Origin of the sequence: Nocardia amikacinitolerans (assembly GCF_900215415.1) — a bacterium.
Classification (GTDB): domain Bacteria; phylum Actinomycetota; class Actinomycetes; order Mycobacteriales; family Mycobacteriaceae; genus Nocardia; species Nocardia amikacinitolerans.
Genome location: NZ_OBEG01000010.1, coordinates 148436 through 171152, shown reverse-complemented (window position 1 = coordinate 171152; position 22717 = coordinate 148436). Strand labels below are relative to the sequence as shown.

Here is a 22717-nt window from a genome sequence, read left to right as displayed (position 1 = left end):
GATCAGAGGCGCAGAGTCCAGATGCGCCGTGTCCCAGGCGCCGCGATGACGCGGTCTGCGTCGAGATGTGCGCCGTCCGGACCGATGCTGTACGGAACGATGAACTGCAGTGCGACGCCGTCGGCATGTTCGATCAGCAGTTCGGCGGCATCGGTGCCGTCGGGTGGCAGGGAGACGTCGATCGCGATGAGGATGGCGCGGGAGTTGGTGGTGTCGCTGTCGAGAGTGAGCGCGTCGAGAATGGCTGTCTTGGTCGAGGCGGTGGGCGCCATGCGGAGGTTGTGATCGCCGGAGTGTCCGGTCACGATTGCGAACGGACTGAAGCCTCGGTGGTCGGCAAGCTGTCGCCGGATGAGGGTGAGGGCTTGGCTGTAGAGCCCGGAAATATCGGTTTGGGCTTGCGGAGAGGCGTGATCGCGCCAGGAGATCGGCATCGGCATCTGTCCTGTCGTAGGTGTGATGGCTACTGTATTGAGTAGGGTTGCCGACAGCATTCGGGCGTCGGTGCGTTTGGTGGGGTCGTGATCATGTCTGACGAGTTGTCGGTTTCGCCGGATCGGCTACGGGCTGAGGCTGATACCTTGCGGGGAATCCACAACAGCCTGGTCGCTGCGGCGGGTGACATCGACCGAGCACACGAGGATCTGCACGCGAGCTGGCGGGGACAAGCCGCGTCCTCGTTGATGTCGATCTGGCGAACGGAGTACGAAGCATTGACCCCGTTTCTCGGCCGACTCGATGAGCTAGCCGACAAGCTGACCCTCGCCGCCGACACATTTCAGCGGCAAGACGAATCCAGAGGATCGGAGATCGAGCAAGCGACCGACGCGATGCCGGAATCGTAATGAGCGGGCATTCTTTCGAATTGGACGATTTGGCGGCATTCTCCAAGGCCTTGGACGGGTTCATCCGGACGCTGACCGCTCAGATGCATGATGTGTCGCAGACCGCGGCAAAGCTCGGTGACGGATTCGCCGGCGCCGTCGCCTCGGCGGTCGCGCAGGCTCACACCGAGTGGCAATCCGATGGCGCGGCACTGATCGGAAGGTTCGCCGAGTATCGGCTGATGATCGACAACTGCCACTACAACTATGCGCAAGCGCGTCGCGCGAACTGCGAAACCCTCGGCTTGCCGACCACCTAGCCGACCATGGGGGATGTCGATCCGGCCGCCTACTATGCGGCCGCAGCAAGGCTGATCCAGGCCAGCCTCACCATCGAAAAGGCTCTGCGAGAGCTGAACAAGCGGCTCGAGGACGTACTTCGCAGCGCAGGACATCATGAGGCTGGTGTGCTGTGGTCGACCAGTTACGACCAGTCCGCCTCCGACGTATTCGAGCTCGCCTCGTTCTGCGCGATGGCGGCCCGCGAGCTCGGTTATCAGGTCCACGGTTTCGGGCTGATCCATGACATGCACGAACACGCCAACAACCCGACGGGCCCACCGTTCACTCCCCCGGCGCAGCCGCAGGGCACGAGTTTGTCGGTGGCATTGCATCCAAGCAAGATCTCGGCCGGAGGGACCGGTGACAAGCCGGAGCACTGGGACTACATCGCTGAGTTGGTGACGAAGAAATGGCCCGACGCCAAGGTGGCGGCAATCGCGGCGGCAGGGGCGGCTTTCGAGTCGTTCGGCACGGGTGCCGAGACAGACTCGTATGCGATGTACGACGATGTCAAGGCGCAGCTGGCCGATCAGACTGAACCCGAAATCGACGGTGTACTACAGGATTTGGTGTGGTTGGCCACTGCCTACCGTGATACCGGTGACGCGGCCAAAGCGCTGCGACCGGCGTGCGTGGAGGTGTCGTCGAAGACCGATACCGAACGCCAGCAGGTCCAGGCGATCCTGAACTCGTTACACGCGAGCCTGTTGCTGCTCGAAGGTGCCGACATCGGCGCCGAGCTCAATCCGACGCCAGCGGGAAGGGCAAGCAGCATCGCGATCGAGCTTCAGCGCAAGGAGTATCGGGAACGCGCGGCGTCGGACTTCGACACCCTGATGCGAGAATTGGAGGGATTCGTCGCCACCGCGATCAACTCCAACAAGGGCATCTACGCCATAGCCACTGCTTCCGCAGGGCTACTGCGGCCGATCCTCGGTCGGACGCCGCGCAAGACCGACCCGATCCACAACGGTGGTGGCGGGCATACCAATGAGGAGACCGGTCGCCGGGGCGAGGAACGCGCGGATGTGCCGCCGGGACCGAAGCGTTCCATCCCAGTCAACGGGCACGATCGTGAACCGGACTACCTCAATGTTCCCGATCAGCAACTGACAGAGGTCAAGAACAAGAACCAGCTCGACAGATCGGATACCGAGCAGATCACCGACTACCTCACCTGGGCCGATGGCAACGGATATTCGGTGATTCTAGTGGTCGATCATCGTACGCAACTGACCCCCGACGTTGAGAAGTTGGTTCAGGAGGGCAAGATCACCCTGATCCGGAAGGAGCTAGACGATGGCGACGGACACTGAACCCGATGACCATCCCGCTGATCCGGTACAGGTGGCACGGGATCTCGCGACGCTGAGTACTCGCGTCGGAGACTTGGCCCGGGCGATAGCCGCCGCCCTGGCACGGGTCGAGCAAATGGCAAGCACTCTGCCCGGCGACGCTGTGCAACTTCGCGAGTGGTGCCGGGAGATGGACCGGCAACTGGACGGGCTGTACCGGTACCGCAAACAGCTGATGGCCCGCAGCATGCATGTTCTCGCGGAGAAGCAAGCCGCAGACGCGCCAGCGGTTACTCTCCCCTCGTCGGTTACGACCCAATCGCCGTCCGCAAAATATGACCCGGCAACGATGCCCGACAGCCTCGGAAACCCACCCGTCGTGCACCGCGCCTACCCGGGAATGCCCGACCAACGCGATTGGCTCGAAGACCTCCCGTCCAGCCGACATGACGGTCAGGATGGGTTCGAGTTGCAGCTCGTCCGCGACCTCGCCGCAGTCGGTGTCCGCGCGTACACTCTCAGCCCGCTGAACAAGCTGAGACCGTTGCCACAGGCGATCCCGGTGTACCTCGACTGGCTCGAACATCTCGATGAACGAATCCCCGGCCCGGAAGGTCGCGGAGTCGCGGGCTCTCGTGCCCCACACAAGCTGGCCATCCACACAGACCTGATCAGCAATCTGGATGATCGCTCCGCCCGAGGAAATACAGACGCGATCCGGCTGCTCACCGAACAGCTGCGGCACAAAGCGCTGGATCACTTCCAGCGCTACACAGCCGCCCGCGCGCTTGCCACTGTCTCCGGACCGCGAGAATTCGATCTGATCGCCGGTCTCATCGCCGAACAACCCGAACCCAACGAGGTCGTGGCCGGACTGCTCACCTACTTCGGACGAGGCAAAGACCCACGCGCGCCGGGCATTGTCACGGCCTACTTGCACGACCCACAGACCCGCAACTACGCAATCGAAGTTCTGGGACGGATCAAGGCTCCCGGGACGCGCCAGCTGATCGAGCCGTTCCTCACCGACCCCGACTCCTACACCCGGAGGCTGGCAACCCGCGTGATCAAGAAGCTCCCCGAACAGAGCTGACACCCGGCGTAACACTGATAACGGCCGCCTCCGTAGCTCGCGCGGCTGCGGCAGCCTAGTGAGTCGGCGGACAATGGGAGGGTCCGTCGATCGAGGGATGTGATGGCCCGTGGTGGAAGCGTTCCGGATCGGTCTGATCGTGTTCGTGGCCGTGCTGTTGGCGGCGGGTTTCGGGGTGTTGCTTCCGTTGCGGGTGCGCAGGAGGCGGGCTTCTGGTCAGACGTTCAGCGAGTGGGCGGCGCGGCACGGCTGGCAGTTCGAGATGGCGCCGCTCGTGCCGTGGACCGCGCGGCTGCCCGGCCGCAATCCCACCGGACTCGGCGCGACGCTGACCGGTGAGCTCGGTGGACACCAGGTCACCGTGGCCGACTACTCCTACCCGACGAGCACGTGGAACGGCGAGGTCGTCCACACCATCACCCACCGGTGCGTTGTGGTGGTGGTGCTGCTGGAGCGGCCGTATCCGCCGGTGGCGGTGGTCGACGTCGCGGCGCTGTCCCAGCCCGGCAGCGGCCTGTTCAGCGACTCGCCCGTCACCACCGGCCATCGCGATTTCGACCACCGTTTCCGGGTGACCGCCGTGGACACGAACTACGCCCGCCTGCTCGTCGGCCCGCAACTGATCGCCGCCCACTTGGCGGGCGTCGTCCCCCGCTGGAGCCTCGCGGGCCACGAACTCCTCAGCTACCAAACCGGCCGCTTGGGCGACCCCGACGCCATCCCCGACCTCGCCGCACCCGTCCTCCACCTGGCCACCCTGATCGAACGCCGCGCCCACTGACCCTGACCCGCGTGCGCGCCCGCGGCAGTACGCGTGTCGTCCGCCTCGGTCACCAGGCGATCCCACGGCCCCTGCCGCAGCAGGGAGCCACCTGCTTTCGGCAGCACGAGGGACCGGGGACTTCTGTTAGAACAGTCCAATGGTGGGAGGAACATGGTTCGAGCAGCGAACCTTCGGCGTTCGCTGCGAGTGGGGTGTGGCGGGGGCGGGGGCGCTGGCGCCGGGCAGCGCGTGCGTGGTGGTCGTCGACGTGCTGTCGTTCACGACGTCGGTCAGCGTCGCGGTCGACGCCGGTACCCGCGTCTTTCCGTTCCCCTGGCGCGACGATCGCGCGGCCGACTTCGCCGCGGCCGAGAACGCGGTGCTCGCCGTGGGTCGCCGCGCCGTCACCGAGCAGGCGCCGTGGTCGCTGTCGCCCGCGGCGCTGCGCCGCGCCCCTGCGGTGCCGAGGCTGGTTCTTCCGTCGCCCAACGGTTCGGCCATTTCCGCCGCCGTCACCGGGATTCCGGTGCTCGCCGCGTCGTTGCGCAACGCGACCGCGGTCGCCCGATGGATCCGCCGACAGGGGTGGGGCACAGCGGATCGGCCGGTCGCCGTGATCGCGGCGGGCGAGCAGTGGCCCGGTCGCGACGCGTTGCGTCCGAGCATCGAAGACCTACTGGGCGCCGGAGCGGTCGTCTCCGCGTTGTCGGCCGCAGGCGCCGGACCACTGTCACCCGAATCAACCATCGCCAGAACAGCTTTCGAATCGACGGACGATATCGCCGCCACCCTTGCCGAGTGCTCGTCCGGCCGCGAACTCCGCGATGGAGGATTCGCCGACGACGTCGCCATCGCCGGTGAAGTGGACGTCAGCAAGGCCGTCCCGCTCCGCGCCGACGGCGCATTCGCTCACGTCGAGCTCATCCGGGCATCGTCCCCGGCCGCGACCGTTTCCTGAGAACACGCCGCGTGTCGTGCACTCGACGGGAACCAGCCGACGGCGTGCCCGTCCAACTCCGAGACAGAGAATCACTATCGAGAGGAGTCCCCGTGGCGATCATCGCAGGACACGAGTCACGCTCCGACCGTCCCCCACCCCGTTACCCTGGGCACATGGGTATCCAGGACGCCGACGTGAGCCTCGCGGAGTTCGAGGTACTGGAGCGTGCATCGTCGGAGGAGGTATCGGTCGAACTGATCAACGGAAGGATCTACGTGGTACCCGTTCCCGACGGCGAGCACGACGAGTTCGCCGCGACGATTCGCAACCAGATCGTAAGTTCGACCGGACTCGAGTTCTTCCACGAGCGTGGCCTGCGTATTCCCGCGTACCGCGAGGGCCGTTCGCGAGTCGACGGAGCGGTCGCACCGAGGGGCTACTTCCGCACCGAGCCGTCCTGGGCGGATCCGTCCGGCGTCCTGCTGATCGTCGAGATCACGTCCGGCCGCGAACGCGACGCCGAGGTCGATCGCGTCGAGAAGCGTGACGCTTACGCACAGGCGGAGATTCCGATGTACCTGCTGGTCGACCGCCATCACGGCGAGTTGACAGTCTTCTGGGCGCCCGACCGGGGCCAGTACACCCAACAGGCAGCTGCCAAATTCGGTGCGCCGCTGCATCTTCCGGCGCCGTTCGATTTCGATCTCGACACGGCCGAATTCCTGTGAACAGCGACGGCGGCGGGCCGAACTAGACGCCCGCCGCCGATCGAACGCTCAGTGCAACCAGGCGCGGGCCGCGGCGGACGACGCGCGGACCTCGTCGATCTGGACGGCGACCTGGGTGCCCGCGGTGCCGCCGCGGGCGTTGCGGGAGGCGATGGAGCCCTGGACGGTGAGGACTTCGCGGACCTGGGGGGTGAGGGCCGGGTCGATGGCGGCGAATTCCTCGTCGGTGAGTTCGTCGAGGCCGACGCCGCGGTTCTCGGCGGCGCGGACGCAGGCGCCCGCGGCCTCGTGCGCGACGCGGAACGGGACACCTTGGCGCACAAGCCATTCGGCGACGTCGGTGGCGAGAGTGAAACCGGCGGGGGCGAGTTCGGCCATCCGGTCGGTGTGGAAGGTGAGAGTGGAGACCAGGCCCGCGATGGCGGGCAGCAGCAGCTCGAGCTGGGCGACCGAATCGAACAGCGGTTCCTTGTCCTCTTGCAGGTCACGGTTGTAGGCCAGCGGCTGGGCCTTGAGGGTGGCGAGCAGACCGGTGAGGTTGCCGATCAACCGACCCGCCTTGCCCCTGGTGAGCTCGGAGACGTCCGGGTTCTTTTTCTGCGGCATGATCGAGGAACCGGTGGACCAGGCGTCGGCGAGCGTGATGTAGCCGAATTCCGGTGTGCTCCAAATGATCACCTCTTCGGCCAGCCGGCTGAGGTCGACGCCGATCATGGCGAGCACGAAGGCCGCCTCCGCGGCGAAATCGCGTGCGGAGGTGGCGTCGATCGAATTGGCCGCGGCCGCGGTGAAATCCAGCTCCGCCGCGATCGCCTCGGGATCCAGGCCGAGCGAGGAACCGGCCAGCGCGCCGGAACCGTACGGCGACACCGCGGCCCTGCGGTCGAAATCGCGCAGCCGGTCGATGTCGCGCAGCAGCGGGTGCGCGTGCGCGAGCAGGTGGTGCGCGAGCAGCACGGGCTGGGCGGCCTGCAGGTGGGTCTTGCCCGGCATCACCGCGTCGGGGTGAGCGGCGGCCTGGGCGACCAGCGCGTCGACCACCTCGAGCACGCCCGCCGCGATCCGGCGCACGCCGTCGCGCAGCCACATCCGGAACAGGGTCGCCACCTGGTCGTTGCGTGAGCGTCCCGCGCGCAGCCGTCCGCCGAGTTCGGCGCCGACGCGCTCGATCAGTCCGCGCTCGAGCGCGCCGTGCACGTCTTCGTCCGATTCCGCGGGACCGAAGGCGCCGGACGCGACGTCGGCGGCCAGCTGATCCAGGCCGGTCAGCATCCCGGCGAGATCGGCCTCCGACAGCAGCCCCGCCTTGTGCAGCACCCGGGCGTGCGCCTTGGACGCGCGGATGTCGTAGGGAGCCAGCGCCCAGTCGAAGTGGGTCGACTTGCTCAGCGCCGCCATCGCCGCCGCGGGCCCGGACGCGAAACGTCCGCCCCAGAGCGCACCCTCGTTCGTGCTGCCGCTCTGCGTCATCGTGTGCTGTCTCCTCGGTGGGTCGGTCGGGCGGTGCGGATCTCGAACGCGTCGGTCCCTACGGTAGCCGGGGCCCACACCGCCGCGATGGGTACGGGTTGCCGGGCGCTCGCCACCCCGCCGCCCGGTTGCACGACGAACGAGGGCCGACGCGTCGGCGTCGACCCTCGTTGCCGGGATGCTCGCCTACTTCTGGTTCAGGTCGCGGCGCGCGGCGACCTTCGAGGACAGACCGTGGATCTGCACGAAGCCCTTGGCCAGCGACTGGTCGAAGGTGTCGCCCTCGTCGTAGGTGGCCAGGTTGAAGTCGTAGAGCGACTGCTCGGACCGGCGGCCGTTGACCACCGCGTTGCCGCCGTGCAAGACCATCCGGATCTCGCCCGAGACGTGCTGCTGGGTGTCCTGGACGAAGGCGTCCAGCGCGCGCTTGAGCGGGGAGAACCACAGGCCGTCGTAGGCCAGCTCGCCCCAGCGCTGCTCGACCTGGCGCTTGTAGCGGCCAAGCTCGCGCTCGATGGTGACGTTCTCCAGCGCCTGGTGCGCGGTGATCAGCGCGATGGCGCCGGGGGCCTCGTAGATCTCGCGGCTCTTGATGCCGACGAGACGGTCCTCGACCATGTCGAGGCGGCCGACGCCCTGGCGGCCCGCGCGGTGGTTCAGCTCGACGATCGCCTCGAGCACGCTGACCGGGCGGCCGTCGATCGCGACCGGCACACCCTTGTCGAAGGTGACGATCAGTTCGTCGGGCGCCTCGAAGTTGACGGTCGGGTCGGCGGTGTAGTCGTAGACGTCCTTGGTCGGCGCGTTCCACAGATCCTCGAGGAAGCCGGTCTCGACGGCGCGGCCCCACACGTTCTGGTCGATGGAGAACGGCGACTTCTTGGTGACGTTGATCGGGAGGCTGTTCTCCTCGGCGAAGGCGATGGCCTTCTCGCGGGTCCACGCGTAGTCGCGGACCGGGGCGATCACGTTCAGGTCGGGCGCGAGCGCGCCGATGCCGACCTCGAACCGCACCTGGTCGTTGCCCTTGCCGGTGCAGCCGTGCGCGACGGTGGTGGCGCCGTGGAACTTGGCGGCCTCCACCAGGTGCTTGACGATGAGCGGCCGGCTGATCGCGGAGACCAGCGGGTACTGGCCCATGTACAGGGCGTTGGCCTGGATGGTGGGCAGGCAGTACTCGTCGGCGAACTCGTCGCGGGCGTCGACCACGATCGCCTCGACCGCGCCGCAGTCCAGCGCGCGCTGGCGCACCACGTTCATGTCCTCGCCGCCCTGGCCGAGGTCGATGGCGACGGCCACGACCTCGGCGCCGGTCTCCTTGCCGATCCAGCTGATCGCGACGGAGGTGTCAAGCCCACCGGAGTAGGCGAGTACGACGCGCTCGGACATGTCTGTGTGCTCCTCGGTTTCGTGCGGGTGTGTCTCGGGGCGCCGCGTTCGGCGGCCCGGCCGGTCGCGCCGGCGCGCAGGTCAGGCGGCCCGCGCCCTTCTGCAAATGATTATGCATGACGATGCAATCCCATTCAGAACCGGGGTGCCCTCGTCTTACCACGGACCCCGCGGCCGGGTGTGGCGGGCCGGGCCGTCGCCCGAATCCGCCGCCCCACCGGGCGTCCCTGTGCCACGCTGAGAACGGTACTCAGCCGTACGGGCCGAAGGACAGACGACATGCTTCAGCTGATCGCGCAGGAATTCTCCACCCTCGGCAACGACGTGCTGGACATCGGTCGCGCCGTCGTCGACCTGATTCAGGACATCATCGACATCACCACGCCGAACCAAGGTCCGGGCACCGGCGGAGGACGCGGCGGGGACTACCCGTTCGCCTGAGGCCGCACGCGGCTCGACACCCTGGTGATCATCGAGCGATTCCGCCGATCCGAGTAATCCGGCTGTGCCACGCTGGACGGGATATCACCGGACGGCGACGGGGTGTCCGAATGCCCTGTGGTGCGAGAAGCCGATGCCCATCCAGCTCGACTTCATCCTGCGCCGTCTGGTCGCCATGGCCGAGCAGGATCCGGCGTTGCGCACGCGTCAGCCGTGGCAGGCGGCCTGCGCGAAGGACTACGACTGGCTCGAGGGCGTGATCACCAAGCACTACCACGGCGACGACAGCGACGTGCGCGTCCTCCTTTCCGGCGTACTCGCCGCGTTCGCCGGTGTGACGGTGGACGAGTTCGAGGTCCTCGCCGATCGGTTCCTGCGGACGACCCGGCATCCCACGCTCGGCCGCGCCTACCTAGCCTGCGGATACGCGCCGATGATCGAGTTGCTCGGGTTCTTGGCGGCCAATGGATTCGCCAACTACATCGCCTCGGGCGGTGGCCGCGACTTCATGCGGCCGATCAGCCAGGACGTCTACGGCATCCCCCGTGAGCGGGTCATCGGCAGCAGCGTCGCGTTGGCCTGGGAGGGCGGCACGATCGTGCACAAACCCGAACTCGATGTCCTGGACGACGGCCCGCAGAAGCCGGTGCGGATCTGGAGCCGGATCGGTCGGCGGCCCCTGCTCGCGGCCGGAAATACCAACGGGGACATCCCGATGCTGCAATTCACCGAACGGCAAGATCGGCCGACGCTGCGTTTGCTGGTGCGCCACGACGATCCGGCCCGCGAGTTCGAGTATGTGGCGGGCGCCGAGCAAGCCCTCGCGCTGGCCGACGTGAACGGCTGGCAGGTGGTCAGCATCCGGGACGACTGGGCGACCGCATCGGCAGGCGTATCACCCGTCACGGGTGAGGCGATCGTCCTCGCGGCTGCCTAGGTTCAGGGCCGGGGGTCTACCCATGAGGAGAAGACCATGGCAGTTCCATTCCGCGGTGTGGTCAACCTCGACATCCGCGACTCGATTCCCGACTGGGGCCCCTACGAGCAGCCGAAGGCGCCGCCCGGCTCGCCGAACGTGCTGTACATCGTGCTCGACGACGTGGGTTTCGGCGCGATGGGCTGTTACGGCGGCCCGATCGAGACCCCGAACATCGACCGGATCGCCGCGAACGGGCTGCGCTACACCCAGTGGCACACCACCGCGCTGTGCTCGCCGACCCGCTCCTGCCTGCTCACCGGCCGCAACCACACCACCAACGGCATGGCATGCATCAGCGAGTGTGCGGTCGGCTTCCCCGGCGCCAACGGCCACATCCCGCCGGAATGCGCCACCCTCGCCGAGATCCTGGTCGAGCGGGGATTCAGCACGGCGATGGTCGGCAAGTGGCATCTGTGCGCCGAGGACGAGATGAACTTGGCGTCCACCAAACGCAATTGGCCGGTCGGCCGCGGCTTCGAGCGCTTCTACGGCTTCCTCGGCGCGGAGACCAACCAGTGGTATCCGGACCTGGTGCACGACAACCATCCCACCGAGCAGCCCGCCACACCCGAGCAGGGCTACCACCTCAGCGTCGACATCACCGACCGGGCGATCCAGTACATCGACGACGTCAAGGCGATCGCGCCCGAGCGTCCGGTCTTCCTGTACTACGCGCCGGGCTGCGCGCACGCTCCGCACCAGGTGCCACGCGAGTGGATCGAACGCTACCGCGGCCGATTCGACGCGGGGTACGAGGTGATGCGTGAGCAGATTCTGGCCAGGCAAAAGGAGATGGGGCTCGTCCCGCAGAACACCGAACTGCCGCCGCTCAACCCGATCGGTACCCCCGAGACCCGCAGCGGTCCCGACGGTCAGCCGTTCCCGCCGCTGGACTACACCCGCCCGTGGGACAGCCTCTCCGAGGACGAGAAACGCCTGTTCGCCCGGATGGCCGAGGTGTACGCGGGCTTCCTCTCGCACTGCGACGACCAGATCGGCCGCCTGCTCGACTACCTGGAGAAGACCGAGCAGCTGGACAACACGATCATTGTCGTGGTTTCCGACAACGGAGCCAGCGGTGAGGGCGGTCCGGACGGCTCGGTCAACGAGAACAAGATCGCCAACAGTGTCCCGGACGACCTCGCCGAGAACCTGTCCAAGCTCGACGAGCTCGGCGGTCCCAAGACCTACAACCACTACCCCAACGGGTGGGCGATGGCCTTCAACACCCCGTTCAAGATGTGGAAGCGGTACTCGTTCAACGGCGGCACCTGCGACCCGTGCGTGATCTCCTGGCCCGCCGGGATCAAAGCGCATGGCGAGACTCGCGACCAGTACCACCACGCCGTCGACCTGGTGCCCACCTTGCTCGACTGCCTCGGCATGGAGCTTCCGGACACGGTGAAGGGCCACGCCCAGACGCCGATTCAGGGCGTGAGCATGCGGTACAGCTTCGACGCCGCCAACATCCCGACCGCCAAACACACTCAGTTCTATTCGATGCTCGGTGGCCGAGGCATCTGGCACGACGGCTGGAAGGCGGTCACCACCCATCCGACCCTCAGCGGATGGAGCCATTTCCCCGACGACACCTGGGAGCTTTACCACACCGACCAGGACCGCGCGGAGCTGCACGACCTCGCCGCCGAGGAACCCGGCAAGCTCGCCGAACTCATCGGCCTGTGGTTCTACGAGGCGGGCGCCAACCAGGCGTTCCCGCTCGACGACCGCTCGGGCGTCGAGATTCTCACCACCCAGCGCCCCCAGCTCGCGCCGCCGCGCAACCGCTACGTCTACCGTCCGGGCGGCGCCGAGGTACCCGAGGCGGTCGCGGTCAACATCCGCAACCGCTCCTACTCGATCGGGGCGCTCGTCGATCTGCCGGGCCCTGGCGCCGAGGGCGTGCTGTTCTCCCACGGTGGCCGGTTCGGCGGACATGCCTTGTACATCAAGGACAATCGGCTGCACTACGTCTACAACTTCCTCGGCAGCGAAGAGCATCGGATCAGCGCGACCGAGGACCTGCCGACCGGCGCGAACCTGATCCTCGCCGCCTCCTTCGACAAGGAGAGCGAGGACCCGCCCGGCACCGCGCGGGGCACCCTGAGCCTCTACTACGGCGATCGCAAGGTCGGTGCGGGACGGATCAGGACCCAGCCCGGCAAGTTCAGCATCGCGGGTGAGGGCCTCAACGCGGGCCGCGACAACGCGGAAGCCGTCAGCGACGACTATCCCGGGACCTTCCCCTGGGCGTTCACCGGCGGCACACTGCACCGGGTGGCCGTCGATGTGAGCGGCGAACCGTACGTCGACCTCGAACGCGAAGCCGCCGCCATGCTGTCGCGCGAGTAACGGACCGTGCCCGCCCGGGTCATCCCGACCCGGCGCCGCCTGCGCGCCGGGCTCGCCCAGCTGGTGTTCGTCGCCACGGGGGTGGGCCTGGGCCTGGCGGTGCCGGGCATCGGCCGCGGACCGCAGGTACCGGCGCACGCGGTGATCAACATGCTGTTCTCGGTCGGTCTGGGTGTGCTCGGCGTTGTCGCGGTGATCTTCTCGCTGCTGTTTCTTGTGGTGCAGTGGGTGGCAACGACTTTCACGCCGAGACTGACCCTGTTCCGTGACGCCCCGATCGTCTGGCGGACATCCGGCTACGCCGTCGGGGTCGCCTTGTTCTGCTTCACCGCCGCCCTGGTGATCGGCACCGACAGCAAGGTCTCTATGGCGGTGCCGATCATCGCGGTCGTGCTGACGCTCGGTCTGCTCGCGCTGTTGCGAACCCTGCACATGAGGGCCTTCTCCGCCATCCAGTTGGCCCCCGCGCTCAGCGCGATCGCCGCGCGCGGGCGGGCGATATTGGCAGTCGCCTACCCGCAGGACGCCGGGCCAGCAGCGGTCACCGCCGCGCCGCGCGCGACGGTGACGTGGCCCCATCCGCCCGCGACGCTGCAATCCGTGCGGATGGAACGTCTGCTCGAGACCGCGCGCTCCGCGAACGCCGTCGTCGTCCTGCGGTCGGCGCCCGGCGCCACCTTGCATCACGGCAGTGCGGTCGCCGACGTGTACGGAGCCGAACTGCCGGATACCGCCGTCCTGGAGGCGCTGATCGTCGGCAACGAGCGGACTTTCGACCAAGACCCGCTGCTGGCGTTCCGGTTGCTGGCCGACATCGCGCTGCGCGCGCTCTCCCCCGCGGTGCACGACCCGGCGACCGCGGTGCAGGCGATGGACGAGCTGGGTGATCTGCTTGGCTGGGTGGCGGCGGCACGGCTCGGGCCGCTGCCGCTGACCGACCGAGACGGCGCCGAACGCCTTGTTGTGCAGCTGCCGCACTGGGAAGACTTCGTCCGCACCGGCCTCGACGACATCGCCGTGGCCGCTGTCGGCTCACCAATGGCCCTGACGCACCTGCGGGAGATGCTCGAGCGAGTCCGCGACCGCGCCCGCCCCGACCGCGCCGCATCCCTCACGCAACGGTTGACCTGGGTGAACGAGCAACTGACCCACCGCTTTCCCTACCTGCGTCGGACCGGAACCCGAGAGCATCCCGGCCCTGGGTGAGCCAGCCGGGCACGCGGTGCCCGAGCCGGTCGCCGTTCCGGTCGACACGGCCGCCGCTACGGTTGTTCCAGTACGTCGAAGGGAATTGTCGCCTCGACCGGGTCGTCGAGAAGCAAGACCCGTCGGTGGACCGTGTGCGCAGCGTAGCGGCGGCCGGACCAGTCGAGACGGTATTCCTCGATCTCTTCGATGCGGTCTTCCTTCTGGTCCAGCCGGACGATCAGGTACCGCGGAATGCCTGCGGTCGCGTATTGAATTCGCTTGTCGTTGATATCGGCATCAATGGTCGATTCGGAGGTGACCTCGACCACCAGCAGGACGTGCTCACGCACGGTGTTGACGTCGTAGGGTTCGCAGTCCCGGATCCAGATGTCGGGATAGCGGACGTTCAACCGCCGATCCGCTGATGCGGATTCCGCGTCGGCGAATCGCGCGGCGACGTCGGAGTCCACCACCATGCACGGCCCGCCGTTACGCCGGGCCGCCTCCAGCATCCCGGCCAGCCGCCGTACCACGCGGCTGTGCACCGGGCTCTGAGCCATCCGCCGGACCACGCGCCCGTCGACGATCTCGATGTCACCGAGTTCGGCAGTCGCCCCTTCGGCGAACTCCTCGGCCGTCACACGCAGTACCTGTTGCTCGTCGGGAGCGCTCATACCAGACATCATTGCAGGCCGAACCGCACCACGGACCCGGCTGTCATGGTGGCTCCGCGCGATTGGTCAGCACGGCTCCCGATCGCCACCGGGAAGATCTTGGTAGTGGACTTCGAGACCTTCCCGGTGGATCGAGTAGCCCGCCCTCAAGCGAGTTGTTCGATGCGGGTGGCTAGTTCGGCGCCGGTGAGGGGTTCGCGGGCGATGACGGCGATGGTGTCGTCGCCGGCGATGGTGCCGACGATGTACGGGAGGGCGGCGCGGTCCAAGGCGCTGGCGAGATAGTGGGCCGCGCCGGGCGGGGTGCGGAGGACGGCGATGTTGCCGCTGGCGTCGGTGGAGACGAGCAGGTCGCCGAGGAGCTTGGAGAGGCGGTCGGTGCCGCCGGTCACGCCGCGGACGGGGCTGCCGTCCTCGGGGACGACGTAGACGCCCGCACCGCCGTCGGCCGCGCGGAGTTTCACCGCGCCCAGCTCGTCCAGGTCACGCGACAGGGTCGCCTGGGTGGTCTCGATGCCCTCGGCGGCCAGCAGCGCGGCCAGTTCGGTCTGGCTGCGCACCGAATGCGCGGAGAGCAGCTCGATGATGCGCGATTGCCTGCCCGCGCGGGTGCGGGCGATCGCCGGACCTTTGCCCGGTACCGTCGCGTCGACGCTCATGCCCGCACCTCGCCTGCGCTCGGCTCCGTCATGCGCGAGGCCCGCCGGCATCGCTCAGCGCGTTCGCTCATCGTCGTCTCCCCCGCGCCGGGGTGGTGCGCCGCCCGCTCACGCCGCATGACTGTCTCGTCTGGCCAGCAACCACACCAGCAGCGCCTTCTGCGCGTGTAGCCGGTTCTCCGCCTCGTCCCAGACCACACTGTGTGGCCCGTCGAGCACCTCGTCGGTGATCTCCTCCCCGCGATGGGCGGGAAGGCAATGCAGCACAACGGCATCGGGCTCGGCATTGGCGAGCAGCGCGGCGTCGAGGCGGAACGGGCGGAACGGGCCGACCCGGTCGAGCCCGTCGTTCTCCTGGCCCATGGAGGTCCAGGTGTCGGTGACCAGCGCGTCGGCGCCCGCGGCGGCGGCGATCGGGTCACCGGTGACGGTGATCGTCGCGCCGGTCTCGGCTGCCCGCTTGCGCGCGGCCTCGAGAATCCACGGCAGCGGCTCGAATCCCGTTGGGGCGGCGATGGTCACGTTCAACCCCGCCGTGACGCCGCCGAGCAGCAGCGAGTGCGACATGTTGTTCGCGCCGTCGCCGAAATAGGTGAGGTTGCGCCCGGTCAGGTCGCCCTTGCGCTCGCGAAGGGTGAGCAGGTCGGCGAGCACCTGGCACGGGTGGAACTCGTTGGACAGCGCGTTCACCACCGGAACCGTTGCCGCCGATGCCATTTCGTCCAGGCGGACCTGCTCGAAGGTGCGCCAGACGATGGCGTCGACATAGCGCGAGAGCACCCGGCCGGTGTCGGCGAGGGTTTCCTCGCGCCCCAGCTGGGTGTCGCGGCCGTCGACCACCACCGCGTGCCCGCCGAGCTGGGCGATGCCCATCTCGAAGGAGAACCGGGTACGGGTGGAGTTCTTCTCGAAGATCACCCCGACCCCGCGCGGCCCCTCCAGCGGGCGCTGCGCGAAGGGGTTCTTCTTCAACGCCGCTGCCAGCGTGAGGATTTCGGCCTGTTCGGCGGGCGAGACGTCGTCGTCGCGCAGGAAGTGCCGCAGCTCACTCATTACCGGACCTCCTTGGCGTCCGCCGCCGCGCCGTCCAGGATCCGCGGCAGGTCGGCGACGAAATTGTCGGACTGGGTCTCGGTGAGCACCAGCGGCGGCGCCAGCCGGATGACATTCGGCTTCGGCGCGTTCACCAAGTATCCCGCCTCCCGTGCCCGCGCCTCGACCTGCGCCGAAACATCTTGGTTCAGTACGATTCCCAGCAGCAGACCGGCGCCTCGCACGTGATCGACCAGCGGGTGCTGGAGCAGTTCGATGCCGTCGCTGAGCCGCTTGCCGACCGATTCGACGTGGGCGAGCAGATCGGTCTCGTCGATGGTGCGCAGCACCGCGAGCGCGGCCGCCGCGCACACCGGGTTGCCGCCGAAGGTGGTGCCGTGCAGGCCCGGCGTGAGCAGCTCGGCCGCCCGCCCGTTGGCCAGCACCGCGCCGATCGGCAGACCGCCGCCGAGGCCCTTGGCCAGGGTGATCACGTCGGGCACGATGCCGACGGCTTGGTGCGCGTAGAACTTTCCAGTGCGGCCGATGCCGGTCTGCACCTCGTCGAGCACCAGCAGCGCGCCGTGCCGCGCGGTGATCTCGCGCGCCTTGACCAGGTAGTCGATCGGCGGGACCACCACGCCGCTCTCCCCCATCATGGGTTCGAGGAACACCGCGGCGGTCTCGTCATCGACCGCCGCCTCCAGCGCGGCCGCGTCACCGTAGGGCACGTGCACCACGCCGGGCGGCATGGGCTCGAACGGCGCCCGCTTGGACGGCTGGCCGGTGAGCGCGAGTGCGCCCATGGTGCGGCCGTGGAACGCCTCCTCGCAGGCGACGATCTTGGTCCGGCCGGTCAGCCGCGCGATCTTGAACGCGGCCTCGTTGGCCTCGGTGCCGGAGTTGCAGAAGAACGCCTTGCCCTCGCCGTCGCCGAAATGCGCGAGCAGCCGCTCGGCCAGTTCGATGACCGGCTCGCTGGCATACAGGTTCGAGACGTGACCGAGGGTGCCCAGCTGCTGGGTGACCGCGGCGAGGATCGCCGGGTGCGCGTGGCCGAGGCTGTTGACCGCGATACCGCCGAGGAAATCGACGTAGCGCTTGCCGTCCGCGTCGTAGACCACCGCGCCGGCACCGCGCACCAGCGCGACCTTCGGCGTGCCGTAGTTGTTCATCAACGCGGCGGACCACCGCTGCTGCAATTCGTCGACAGTACTCATGATTTCGTTCCGTTCGGCGCGCCGGTCCCGGCCGGGGCGGGCGTCACCATCGTTCCGATTCCTTCTCCGGTGAACAGCTCGAGCAGGACCGAGTGCGGGACCCGTCCGTCGATGACGTGCGCGGTCGGCACGCCGCCGAGTACGGCGCGCAGGCAGGCTTCCATCTTGGGCACCATGCCCGCGTCGAGGCTCGGCAGCAAGGCGGCCAGCTCGACGGCGTCGATGCGACTGGTCAGCGAGGAGCGGTCGGGCCAGTCGGTGTACAGGCCTTCCACGTCGGTCAGCACGACCAGTTTCTCCGCGCCGATGCCTTCGGCGAGCGCGGCGGCGGCGGTGTCGGCGTTGATGTTGTGCACCACGCCGTCGGCGTCCGGCGCGATGGTGGAGACCACCGGGATGCGTCCGGCGCCGATCAGGTCGAGCACCGCGTCCGGGTTGACCTCGGTGACGTCGCCGACCAGGCCGATGTCGGTCGCCTCGCCGTCCACGTCGACGGTGCGGCGCGTCGCAGTGAACAGTCCGGCGTCCTCACCGGAGATGCCGACCGCGTAGGGCCCGTGCGCGTTGATCAACCCGACCAGTTCGCGACCGACCTGACCGAAAAGCACCATCCGCACCACGTCCATCACCTCGGGCGTGGTGACGCGGAAGCCGCCGCGGAACTCGCCTTGCAGGCCAAGCCTTTTCAGCATCGCGCTGATCTGCGGACCACCGCCGTGCACCACCACCGGGTGCACGCCGACGGTGCGCAGGAACGCCATGTCGGCGGCGAAGGCCCGCTTGAGCTCGTCGTCGATCATGGCGTTGCCGCCGTACTTCACCACGACGATCTTGTCGCGGAACTTCTGCAGCCAGGGCAGTGCGTCGGCGAGGACATGCGCCTTGTCCAGTGCCGAGAGTTCGTGGATCGCGGGACTTGTCATGAGCTGTAGGCCGAATTCTCTTCGACGTAACCGTGCGACAGGTCGGTGGTGCGGACCGTGGCCGTGCCGTCGCCGACGTTCAACTCGATCAGCACGGCGATGTCCGCGCCGGACAGGTCGACCTGGCGGGCGCCCGGTGCGCCGACACTGTCGACGCAGACCGGATTGCCGTTGAACGACACCGAGATCCGGTTCGGATCCAGGGTGATCGGCGCGATGCCGACGGCGGCGAGCACCCGGCCCCAGTTCGGGTCGGAGCCGAACAGCGCGGTCTTGACCAGGCTGTCGCGGGCCACCGCGCGGGCCGCGATCAGCGCCTGCTCCTCGTCGACCGCGCCGGTGACGGTGATCGTCACCCGCTTGGTGACGCCCTCGGCGTCGGCCATCAGCTGGGCGGCGAGGTCGTCACAGACCGCGAGCACGGCGGCGTCGAGTTCGTCTTGCGACGGGGTGACCTCGCTGGCGCCGTTGGCCAGCAGCAGCACGGTGTCGTTGGTGGAGCAGGAACCGTCCACGTCGAGCCGGTCGAAGGTGAGCCTGGTGGCGTTGCGCAGCGCCTTGTCGAGCTGTTCGGCGCTCACCGCGGCGTCGGTGGTCAGCACGACGAGCATGGTGGCCAGCGAGGGCGCGAGCATGCCGGCGCCCTTGGCCATGCCGCCCACGTTCCACTTGTCGCGGTGGTGGAAGGCGGCTTCCTTGGGGACGGTGTCGGTGGTCATGATGGCGTGGGCCGCGTCCGCGCCGCCGGACATGCCGCCGCCCATCTCGTGCACGATCTCGGTGATCCCGGGAAGCAGCTTGTCCATCGGCAACCGGTCGCCGATCAAACCCGTTGAGCAGACCGCGATTTCACCGGCGCCGGTCTCCGTGCCCCAGTTGCTCAGCGCCTCGGCGAGCTTCTCGGCGGTCTGGTGGGTGTCCTGGAAGCCGCCGGGGCCGGTGCAGGCGTTGGCGCCGCCGGAGTTCAGGATGACGGCGCGCAATCGGCCCGACTTCAGCACTTGCTGCGACCACAGCACCGGTGCTGCCTTGACCTGGTTGCGGGTGAACACACCGGCGGCGGCGTACTCCGGGCCCTCGTTGAACACCAGCGCCAGATCGGGTTTGCCGCTGGCCTTGATACCCGCCGCGATGCCCGCGGCGCGGAAGCCGAGCGGCGCTGTCACGCCCTGGGTGCGGACCAGCTTGCCGTTCACGCTCTCAGCGGTTGTCGTCACGGTGCCACTCCTACGGTGGAAAGTCCTTCGGTCTCGTCGAATCCGACGGCCAGGTTCATGGATTGGACCGCGGCGCCCGCGGTGCCCTTGGTCAGGTTGTCGATCGCGCCGATCACCACGAGCAGTCCGGCGTCGGCGTCCACCGCGACCTGCAGGGTGACGGCGTTGGAGCCGAGCACCGAACCGGTCTGCGGCAGCACGCCTTCCGGCAGCAGGTGCACGAAAGGCTCGTCGGCGTAGGCCTTTTCGTAGACGGCGCGGGCCTGGGCGGCGTCCACCGCGGTCGGCGCGGTACAGGTGGCCAGGATGCCGCGCGGCATCGGGGCGAGGACGGGTGTGAACGACACCGCGACGTCGACGCCGCCCGCGGCCTTCAGGTTCTGCGCGATCTCGGGGGTGTGCCGGTGCGCGCCCGCGATGTTGTAGGCGCGGGCGGAGCCCATCACCTCCGAACCGAGCAGCCCGACGTCGGGTTTGCGGCCCGCGCCCGAGGTGCCGCTCACCGCGACCACCGTCACCTGCGGCTCGATGATGCCCGCGGCGACGGCGGGCGCCAAGGCCAGGCTGGCGACCGTCGGGTAGCAGCCGGGGACCGCGATCCGGGTCGCGCCGCGCAGCGCGTCCCGGCCGCCGGGCAGTTCGGGCATGCCGTAGGGCCAGCTGCCCGCGTGCTCGCTGCGGTAGTACTTCTCCCACGCGGCGGCATCGCGCAGCCGGTAGTCCGCGCCGCAGTCGATGATCACCGTGGACTCGGGCAACGCCTGCGCGATGGCGGCGGACTGACCGTGCGGCAGGCCGAGGAAGACCACATCGTGGCCCGCGAGCTCCTCGGCGGTGGTCGGCGCGAGCACCCGGTCGGCCAGCGGCAGCAGATGCGGCTGATGCTCGCCGAGGGTGGTTCCGGCGTTCGAACCCGCGGTCAGCGCCCCGACCTCGAGGCGCCCGGCTCGGTAGCGTGGATGGCCGAGCAGCAGGCGCAGCACCTCGCCGCCCGCGTACCCGCTCGCACCGGCAACAGCAACCCGCAACGGGGGCGCATCCGAATCAGCCATGAAATGATTATGCACGATTATGCAATCCCATTCATGGACGGGGTGCGACGAGCGTTCGAACTCGCGGTGCCGAACTCGCCGTGGACGGGTTCGGCGGCGGGCGCACCGACACCCTCGCCACCGCGCTGGACAGCACGAACGACACCCACAGCACTGTGATTACCCAGCGCGGCGGAAGTATCCATCCGGGAAGGATTCGAACGACGGACCGGCGTTCGAGGGATACCGTCGGCGCTATGGACAAGGTGACGGCATTCCACGAACTGCACCACCGCGCGGTCCCGCTGGTGCTGCCGAACGCCTGGGACTTCGCTTCGGCCGCCGTCCTGGCCGCCGAAGGGTTCCCGGCGATCGGCACGACCAGTCTCGGCGTCGCGGCCGCCGCCGGCGTACCCGACGGAACGGGCGTCACCCGCGCGGAGACCCTGGCGCTGGCGCGGCGGCTCGCGCGGCTCGCCGTCCCGGTGACCGTCGACATCGAGGGCGGCTTCAGCGACGAACCGGTCGAGGTCGCGGAGTTCGTCGCCGAGCTGGACGAGCTCGGCATCGCGGGCATCAACATCGAGGACGGACGGGCGGACACCGAGCTGGCCGACCCCGAGCATCAGGCCGCGCTGATCGCCGCGATCAAGGAGCGCACGCCGACGGTGTTCGTCAACGCGCGGGTCGACACACACTGGCTCGGCATCGACTCCGAAACCACCCTGGAGCGCGCGGCCCGCTACGCGCGGGCGGGCGCCGACGGGCTCTTCGTCCCCGGGCTCACCGAGCCGGACGCGATCCGTCGGGTGGTCGAGTCCGTGTCGCTGCCGGTCAACGTCCTCTATGCCGTCGGAGGGCCCACGGTCGCCGAGCTCGCGGAGCTGGGCGTGCGGCGGATCAGCACCGGCTCGCTGCTCTACCGGGCGGCGCTGGCGGCGGCAGTCGACGTGGCGGACGCGGTGCGCGCGGGACGACCGGTCGCCGCGGGCATCCCCAGCTATCGCGATATCCAGGCGAACTCGTTGCCATGAGGTCTCGATCCGGCCGAGCGCCCGTCGCAGCGCCGACTCCGATCGTCACCTCGATCGCGCCGTCGCGCCCGCCGAAATCGGCGGTCCCGCAGCGGCATTCGCCGACGTGAACACGCCGACGCCCGCGAAATACCCTTTGCGCCAGGCGATTCGAGCGGATCCGCGCTGCCGAACGGGCCGGATCACGGGCCCGATGCACGCCTATTACACGGCTATCACGATGATCGGAAACAACGGCCAGCGTGATTTTCTGATGCACACCTGAACCGAATTGTGACCCAGCTCCCTTTCGGAGAATTCGATGCCCCATAGACGGTGCGTTCGGCGTCACAGCGGCGTTCACCTGGCCTTTTTCCGCACGCGAGTCCGTGAGGATCACGGCCCGATACGACCCCAAACCTCGCAAATCGTTCCGCTGAACGAGACCGTTACCACATTTATTCAGTGATCCGAACCACATTTTCGTTTAGGAATCACATCGTCTCGATTACCCATTTCACGGGCCTCAACTGGGTGAATGCGGAGATGTACGACCGAGCGTTCTGACAACTCGGACGTTATTGCCACGTGATCTGCCGAGATTGATTCGTTATCGTCGGTGACGGCCCGATCGAACGCGACGGGCTCGAGCTCGAACCGCCGAACACCGGCAACCCTGTCCCGCGGTTCGAGAACCCCCGACATCCACTGGGGACAGGGACTCGACCGATAGTTGGTCGAGCCGGCGGGCGCAGCAAGGAATACCACATGTCTCAGACCCGTAAGTTCAGCACCCGTGCCGCCGCTACCGTTGCCACCCTCGGCGCCCTCGTTGCCGTCCCGTTCGGTCTGGCCACGGCCACCGCTTCCGCCAACAACTGGGACGCTGTCGCCCAGTGCGAGAGCGGCGGCAACTGGTCCACCGACACCGGTAACGGCTTCTCCGGTGGCCTGCAGTTCACCGACAGCACCTGGGCCGCCAACGGTGGCTCCGGCGACCCGTCGAACGCGAGCCGCGAGGAGCAGATCCGCGTCGCCGAGAACGTGCTCGCCACGCAGGGCCCCGGCGCCTGGCCGGTCTGCGGCGCCTACCTCTGAGCGTAGCGTCGCTCGCTGAGTGACCTTCCGACGACCCTGTCACCCC

Annotated in this window: 23 protein-coding genes; 13 read left to right on the top strand and 10 right to left on the bottom strand. The window is 68.2% G+C overall.

Translation table 11 applies throughout. The features are described 5' to 3' along the window. Window positions 1-2: 2 nt before the first annotated feature. Window positions 3-494, bottom strand: coding sequence for a hypothetical protein (locus CRP45_RS32730; protein ID WP_143861605.1), 492 nt, complete (start codon window positions 492-494; stop codon window positions 3-5). A gap of 33 nt (window positions 495-527) precedes the next feature. Here CRP45_RS32730 and CRP45_RS32725 point away from each other — a divergent pair, with 33 nt between their 5' ends. The 7 genes from CRP45_RS32725 (at window position 528) to CRP45_RS32695 (ending at window position 5985) form a co-directional block, all read left to right on the top strand. Then, window positions 528-845, top strand: coding sequence for a WXG100 family type VII secretion target (locus tag CRP45_RS32725; RefSeq protein ID WP_143861604.1), 318 nt, complete (start codon window positions 528-530; stop codon window positions 843-845). 20 nt (window positions 846-865) lie between these two features. After that, window positions 866-1144: a WXG100 family type VII secretion target gene (locus CRP45_RS32720; protein ID WP_143861603.1), complete on the top strand. Its 279-nt coding sequence runs from the start codon at window positions 866-868 to the stop codon at window positions 1142-1144. A 6-nt stretch (window positions 1145-1150) separates the two neighbouring features. Beyond that, complete coding sequence (locus CRP45_RS32715) at window positions 1151-2482, top strand: putative toxin (protein ID WP_097248459.1); 1332 nt, start codon at window positions 1151-1153, stop codon at window positions 2480-2482. Continuing rightward, window positions 2466-3554, top strand: a complete 1089-nt coding sequence (locus CRP45_RS32710; RefSeq protein WP_143861602.1) for a HEAT repeat domain-containing protein — start codon at window positions 2466-2468, stop codon at window positions 3552-3554. Before CRP45_RS32715 ends, CRP45_RS32710 begins: the two co-directional genes overlap by 17 nt. Window positions 3555-3663: 109 nt before the next feature. Then, on the top strand, window positions 3664-4335 hold the full coding sequence (locus tag CRP45_RS32705) for a hypothetical protein (protein WP_097248457.1): 672 nt from the start codon (window positions 3664-3666) through the stop codon (window positions 4333-4335). Between the two features lie 139 nt (window positions 4336-4474). Further along, window positions 4475-5275: a 2-phosphosulfolactate phosphatase gene (locus CRP45_RS32700; RefSeq protein WP_097248456.1), complete on the top strand. Its 801-nt coding sequence runs from the start codon at window positions 4475-4477 to the stop codon at window positions 5273-5275. Between the two features lie 155 nt (window positions 5276-5430). After that, window positions 5431-5985 (top strand): Uma2 family endonuclease, encoded by a 555-nt coding sequence (locus tag CRP45_RS32695; RefSeq protein ID WP_097248455.1) that lies wholly within the window; start codon window positions 5431-5433, stop codon window positions 5983-5985. Between the two features lie 48 nt (window positions 5986-6033). On the opposite strand, the gene argH is transcribed toward CRP45_RS32695, so the two are convergent. Both argH and CRP45_RS32685 read right to left on the bottom strand, forming a co-directional pair. Then, the gene (argH, locus tag CRP45_RS32690) at window positions 6034-7455 is read right to left on the bottom strand and encodes an argininosuccinate lyase (protein WP_097248454.1); all 1422 of its coding nucleotides are present in this window, start codon (window positions 7453-7455) and stop codon (window positions 6034-6036) included. A gap of 186 nt (window positions 7456-7641) precedes the next feature. Next, entirely contained in the window at window positions 7642-8844 is a 1203-nt protein-coding gene (locus CRP45_RS32685) for an argininosuccinate synthase (protein WP_067793050.1), read from the bottom strand. Window positions 8845-9123: 279 nt separating this feature from the next. On the opposite strand from CRP45_RS32685, the gene CRP45_RS34135 reads away from it, so the two are divergent. The 4 genes from CRP45_RS34135 to CRP45_RS32670 all read left to right on the top strand — a co-directional run bounded on the left by CRP45_RS34135 (window position 9124) and on the right by CRP45_RS32670 (window position 13822). Continuing rightward, entirely contained in the window at window positions 9124-9285 is a 162-nt protein-coding gene (locus CRP45_RS34135; RefSeq protein WP_157108036.1) for a hypothetical protein, read from the top strand. Between the two features lie 133 nt (window positions 9286-9418). Continuing rightward, the gene (locus CRP45_RS32680; protein ID WP_097248453.1) at window positions 9419-10222 is read left to right on the top strand and encodes an HAD family hydrolase; all 804 of its coding nucleotides are present in this window, start codon (window positions 9419-9421) and stop codon (window positions 10220-10222) included. A 36-nt stretch (window positions 10223-10258) separates the two neighbouring features. Continuing rightward, window positions 10259-12616 carry an arylsulfatase gene (locus tag CRP45_RS32675; protein WP_097248452.1) on the top strand — a complete coding sequence of 786 codons (2358 nt, stop codon included), beginning with the start codon at window positions 10259-10261 and terminating at the stop codon, window positions 12614-12616. 6 nt (window positions 12617-12622) lie between these two features. Then, a complete protein-coding gene (locus CRP45_RS32670; RefSeq protein WP_097248451.1) occupies window positions 12623-13822 on the top strand; it encodes a DUF2254 family protein in 1200 nt (399 codons plus the stop codon). A 56-nt stretch (window positions 13823-13878) separates the two neighbouring features. On the opposite strand, the gene CRP45_RS32665 is transcribed toward CRP45_RS32670, so the two are convergent. The 7 genes from CRP45_RS32665 to argC form a co-directional block, all read right to left on the bottom strand. Beyond that, window positions 13879-14478 (bottom strand): Uma2 family endonuclease, encoded by a 600-nt coding sequence (locus CRP45_RS32665; RefSeq protein ID WP_097248450.1) that lies wholly within the window; start codon window positions 14476-14478, stop codon window positions 13879-13881. A 146-nt stretch (window positions 14479-14624) separates the two neighbouring features. Next, the gene (locus CRP45_RS32660; protein WP_097248449.1) at window positions 14625-15137 is read right to left on the bottom strand and encodes an arginine repressor; all 513 of its coding nucleotides are present in this window, start codon (window positions 15135-15137) and stop codon (window positions 14625-14627) included. Window positions 15138-15245: 108 nt separating this feature from the next. Continuing rightward, complete coding sequence (argF, locus tag CRP45_RS32655; RefSeq protein ID WP_097248448.1) at window positions 15246-16190, bottom strand: ornithine carbamoyltransferase; 945 nt, start codon at window positions 16188-16190, stop codon at window positions 15246-15248. After that, window positions 16190-17389: an acetylornithine transaminase gene (locus CRP45_RS32650; protein ID WP_097248447.1), complete on the bottom strand. Its 1200-nt coding sequence runs from the start codon at window positions 17387-17389 to the stop codon at window positions 16190-16192. The genes argF and CRP45_RS32650 overlap by 1 nt, the downstream gene beginning before the upstream one ends. Further along, a complete protein-coding gene (gene argB / locus CRP45_RS32645) occupies window positions 17386-18312 on the bottom strand; it encodes an acetylglutamate kinase (protein WP_067793075.1) in 927 nt (308 codons plus the stop codon). Before argB ends, CRP45_RS32650 begins: the two co-directional genes overlap by 4 nt. Beyond that, window positions 18309-19529, bottom strand: coding sequence for a bifunctional glutamate N-acetyltransferase/amino-acid acetyltransferase ArgJ (gene argJ / locus CRP45_RS32640; RefSeq protein WP_097248446.1), 1221 nt, complete (start codon window positions 19527-19529; stop codon window positions 18309-18311). The genes argB and argJ overlap by 4 nt, the downstream gene beginning before the upstream one ends. Beyond that, a complete protein-coding gene (gene argC / locus CRP45_RS32635; RefSeq protein ID WP_097248445.1) occupies window positions 19526-20581 on the bottom strand; it encodes an N-acetyl-gamma-glutamyl-phosphate reductase in 1056 nt (351 codons plus the stop codon). Before argC ends, argJ begins: the two co-directional genes overlap by 4 nt. A 236-nt stretch (window positions 20582-20817) precedes the next feature. Here argC and CRP45_RS32630 point away from each other — a divergent pair, with 236 nt between their 5' ends. Both CRP45_RS32630 and CRP45_RS32625 read left to right on the top strand, forming a co-directional pair. Next, window positions 20818-21594, top strand: a complete 777-nt coding sequence (locus CRP45_RS32630) for an isocitrate lyase/PEP mutase family protein (protein ID WP_097248497.1) — start codon at window positions 20818-20820, stop codon at window positions 21592-21594. A gap of 747 nt (window positions 21595-22341) precedes the next feature. Beyond that, complete coding sequence (locus tag CRP45_RS32625) at window positions 22342-22671, top strand: transglycosylase family protein (protein WP_067793086.1); 330 nt, start codon at window positions 22342-22344, stop codon at window positions 22669-22671. Window positions 22672-22717 lie beyond the last annotated feature (46 nt).

Excerpts from the sequence above, each read along its gene's own strand:
- CRP45_RS34135 (WP_157108036.1), top strand. The coding sequence starts at position 9,124 with ATGCTTCAGCTGATCGCGCAGGAATTCTCCACCCTCGGCAACGACGTG.
- CRP45_RS32700 (WP_097248456.1), top strand. The coding sequence starts at position 4,475 with ATGGTGGGAGGAACATGGTTCGAGCAGCGAACCTTCGGCGTTCGCTGC.
- CRP45_RS32695 (WP_097248455.1), top strand. The coding sequence starts at position 5,431 with ATGGGTATCCAGGACGCCGACGTGAGCCTCGCGGAGTTCGAGGTACTG.
- CRP45_RS32710 (WP_143861602.1), top strand. The coding sequence starts at position 2,466 with ATGGCGACGGACACTGAACCCGATGACCATCCCGCTGATCCGGTACAG.
- CRP45_RS32650 (WP_097248447.1), bottom strand. The coding sequence starts at position 17,389 with ATGAGTACTGTCGACGAATTGCAGCAGCGGTGGTCCGCCGCGTTGATG.
- CRP45_RS32675 (WP_097248452.1), top strand. The coding sequence starts at position 10,259 with ATGGCAGTTCCATTCCGCGGTGTGGTCAACCTCGACATCCGCGACTCG.
- CRP45_RS32715 (WP_097248459.1), top strand. The coding sequence starts at position 1,151 with ATGGGGGATGTCGATCCGGCCGCCTACTATGCGGCCGCAGCAAGGCTG.
- argH (WP_097248454.1), bottom strand. The coding sequence starts at position 7,455 with ATGACGCAGAGCGGCAGCACGAACGAGGGTGCGCTCTGGGGCGGACGT.
- CRP45_RS32630 (WP_097248497.1), top strand. The coding sequence starts at position 20,818 with ATGGACAAGGTGACGGCATTCCACGAACTGCACCACCGCGCGGTCCCG.
- CRP45_RS32685 (WP_067793050.1), bottom strand. The coding sequence starts at position 8,844 with ATGTCCGAGCGCGTCGTACTCGCCTACTCCGGTGGGCTTGACACCTCC.
- CRP45_RS32660 (WP_097248449.1), bottom strand. The coding sequence starts at position 15,137 with ATGAGCGTCGACGCGACGGTACCGGGCAAAGGTCCGGCGATCGCCCGC.
- argC (WP_097248445.1), bottom strand. The coding sequence starts at position 20,581 with ATGGCTGATTCGGATGCGCCCCCGTTGCGGGTTGCTGTTGCCGGTGCG.
- CRP45_RS32680 (WP_097248453.1), top strand. The coding sequence starts at position 9,419 with ATGCCCATCCAGCTCGACTTCATCCTGCGCCGTCTGGTCGCCATGGCC.
- argF (WP_097248448.1), bottom strand. The coding sequence starts at position 16,190 with ATGAGTGAGCTGCGGCACTTCCTGCGCGACGACGACGTCTCGCCCGCC.
- argB (WP_067793075.1), bottom strand. The coding sequence starts at position 18,312 with ATGACAAGTCCCGCGATCCACGAACTCTCGGCACTGGACAAGGCGCAT.
- CRP45_RS32725 (WP_143861604.1), top strand. The coding sequence starts at position 528 with ATGTCTGACGAGTTGTCGGTTTCGCCGGATCGGCTACGGGCTGAGGCT.
- CRP45_RS32625 (WP_067793086.1), top strand. The coding sequence starts at position 22,342 with ATGTCTCAGACCCGTAAGTTCAGCACCCGTGCCGCCGCTACCGTTGCC.
- CRP45_RS32730 (WP_143861605.1), bottom strand. The coding sequence starts at position 494 with ATGCTGTCGGCAACCCTACTCAATACAGTAGCCATCACACCTACGACA.
- CRP45_RS32665 (WP_097248450.1), bottom strand. The coding sequence starts at position 14,478 with ATGAGCGCTCCCGACGAGCAACAGGTACTGCGTGTGACGGCCGAGGAG.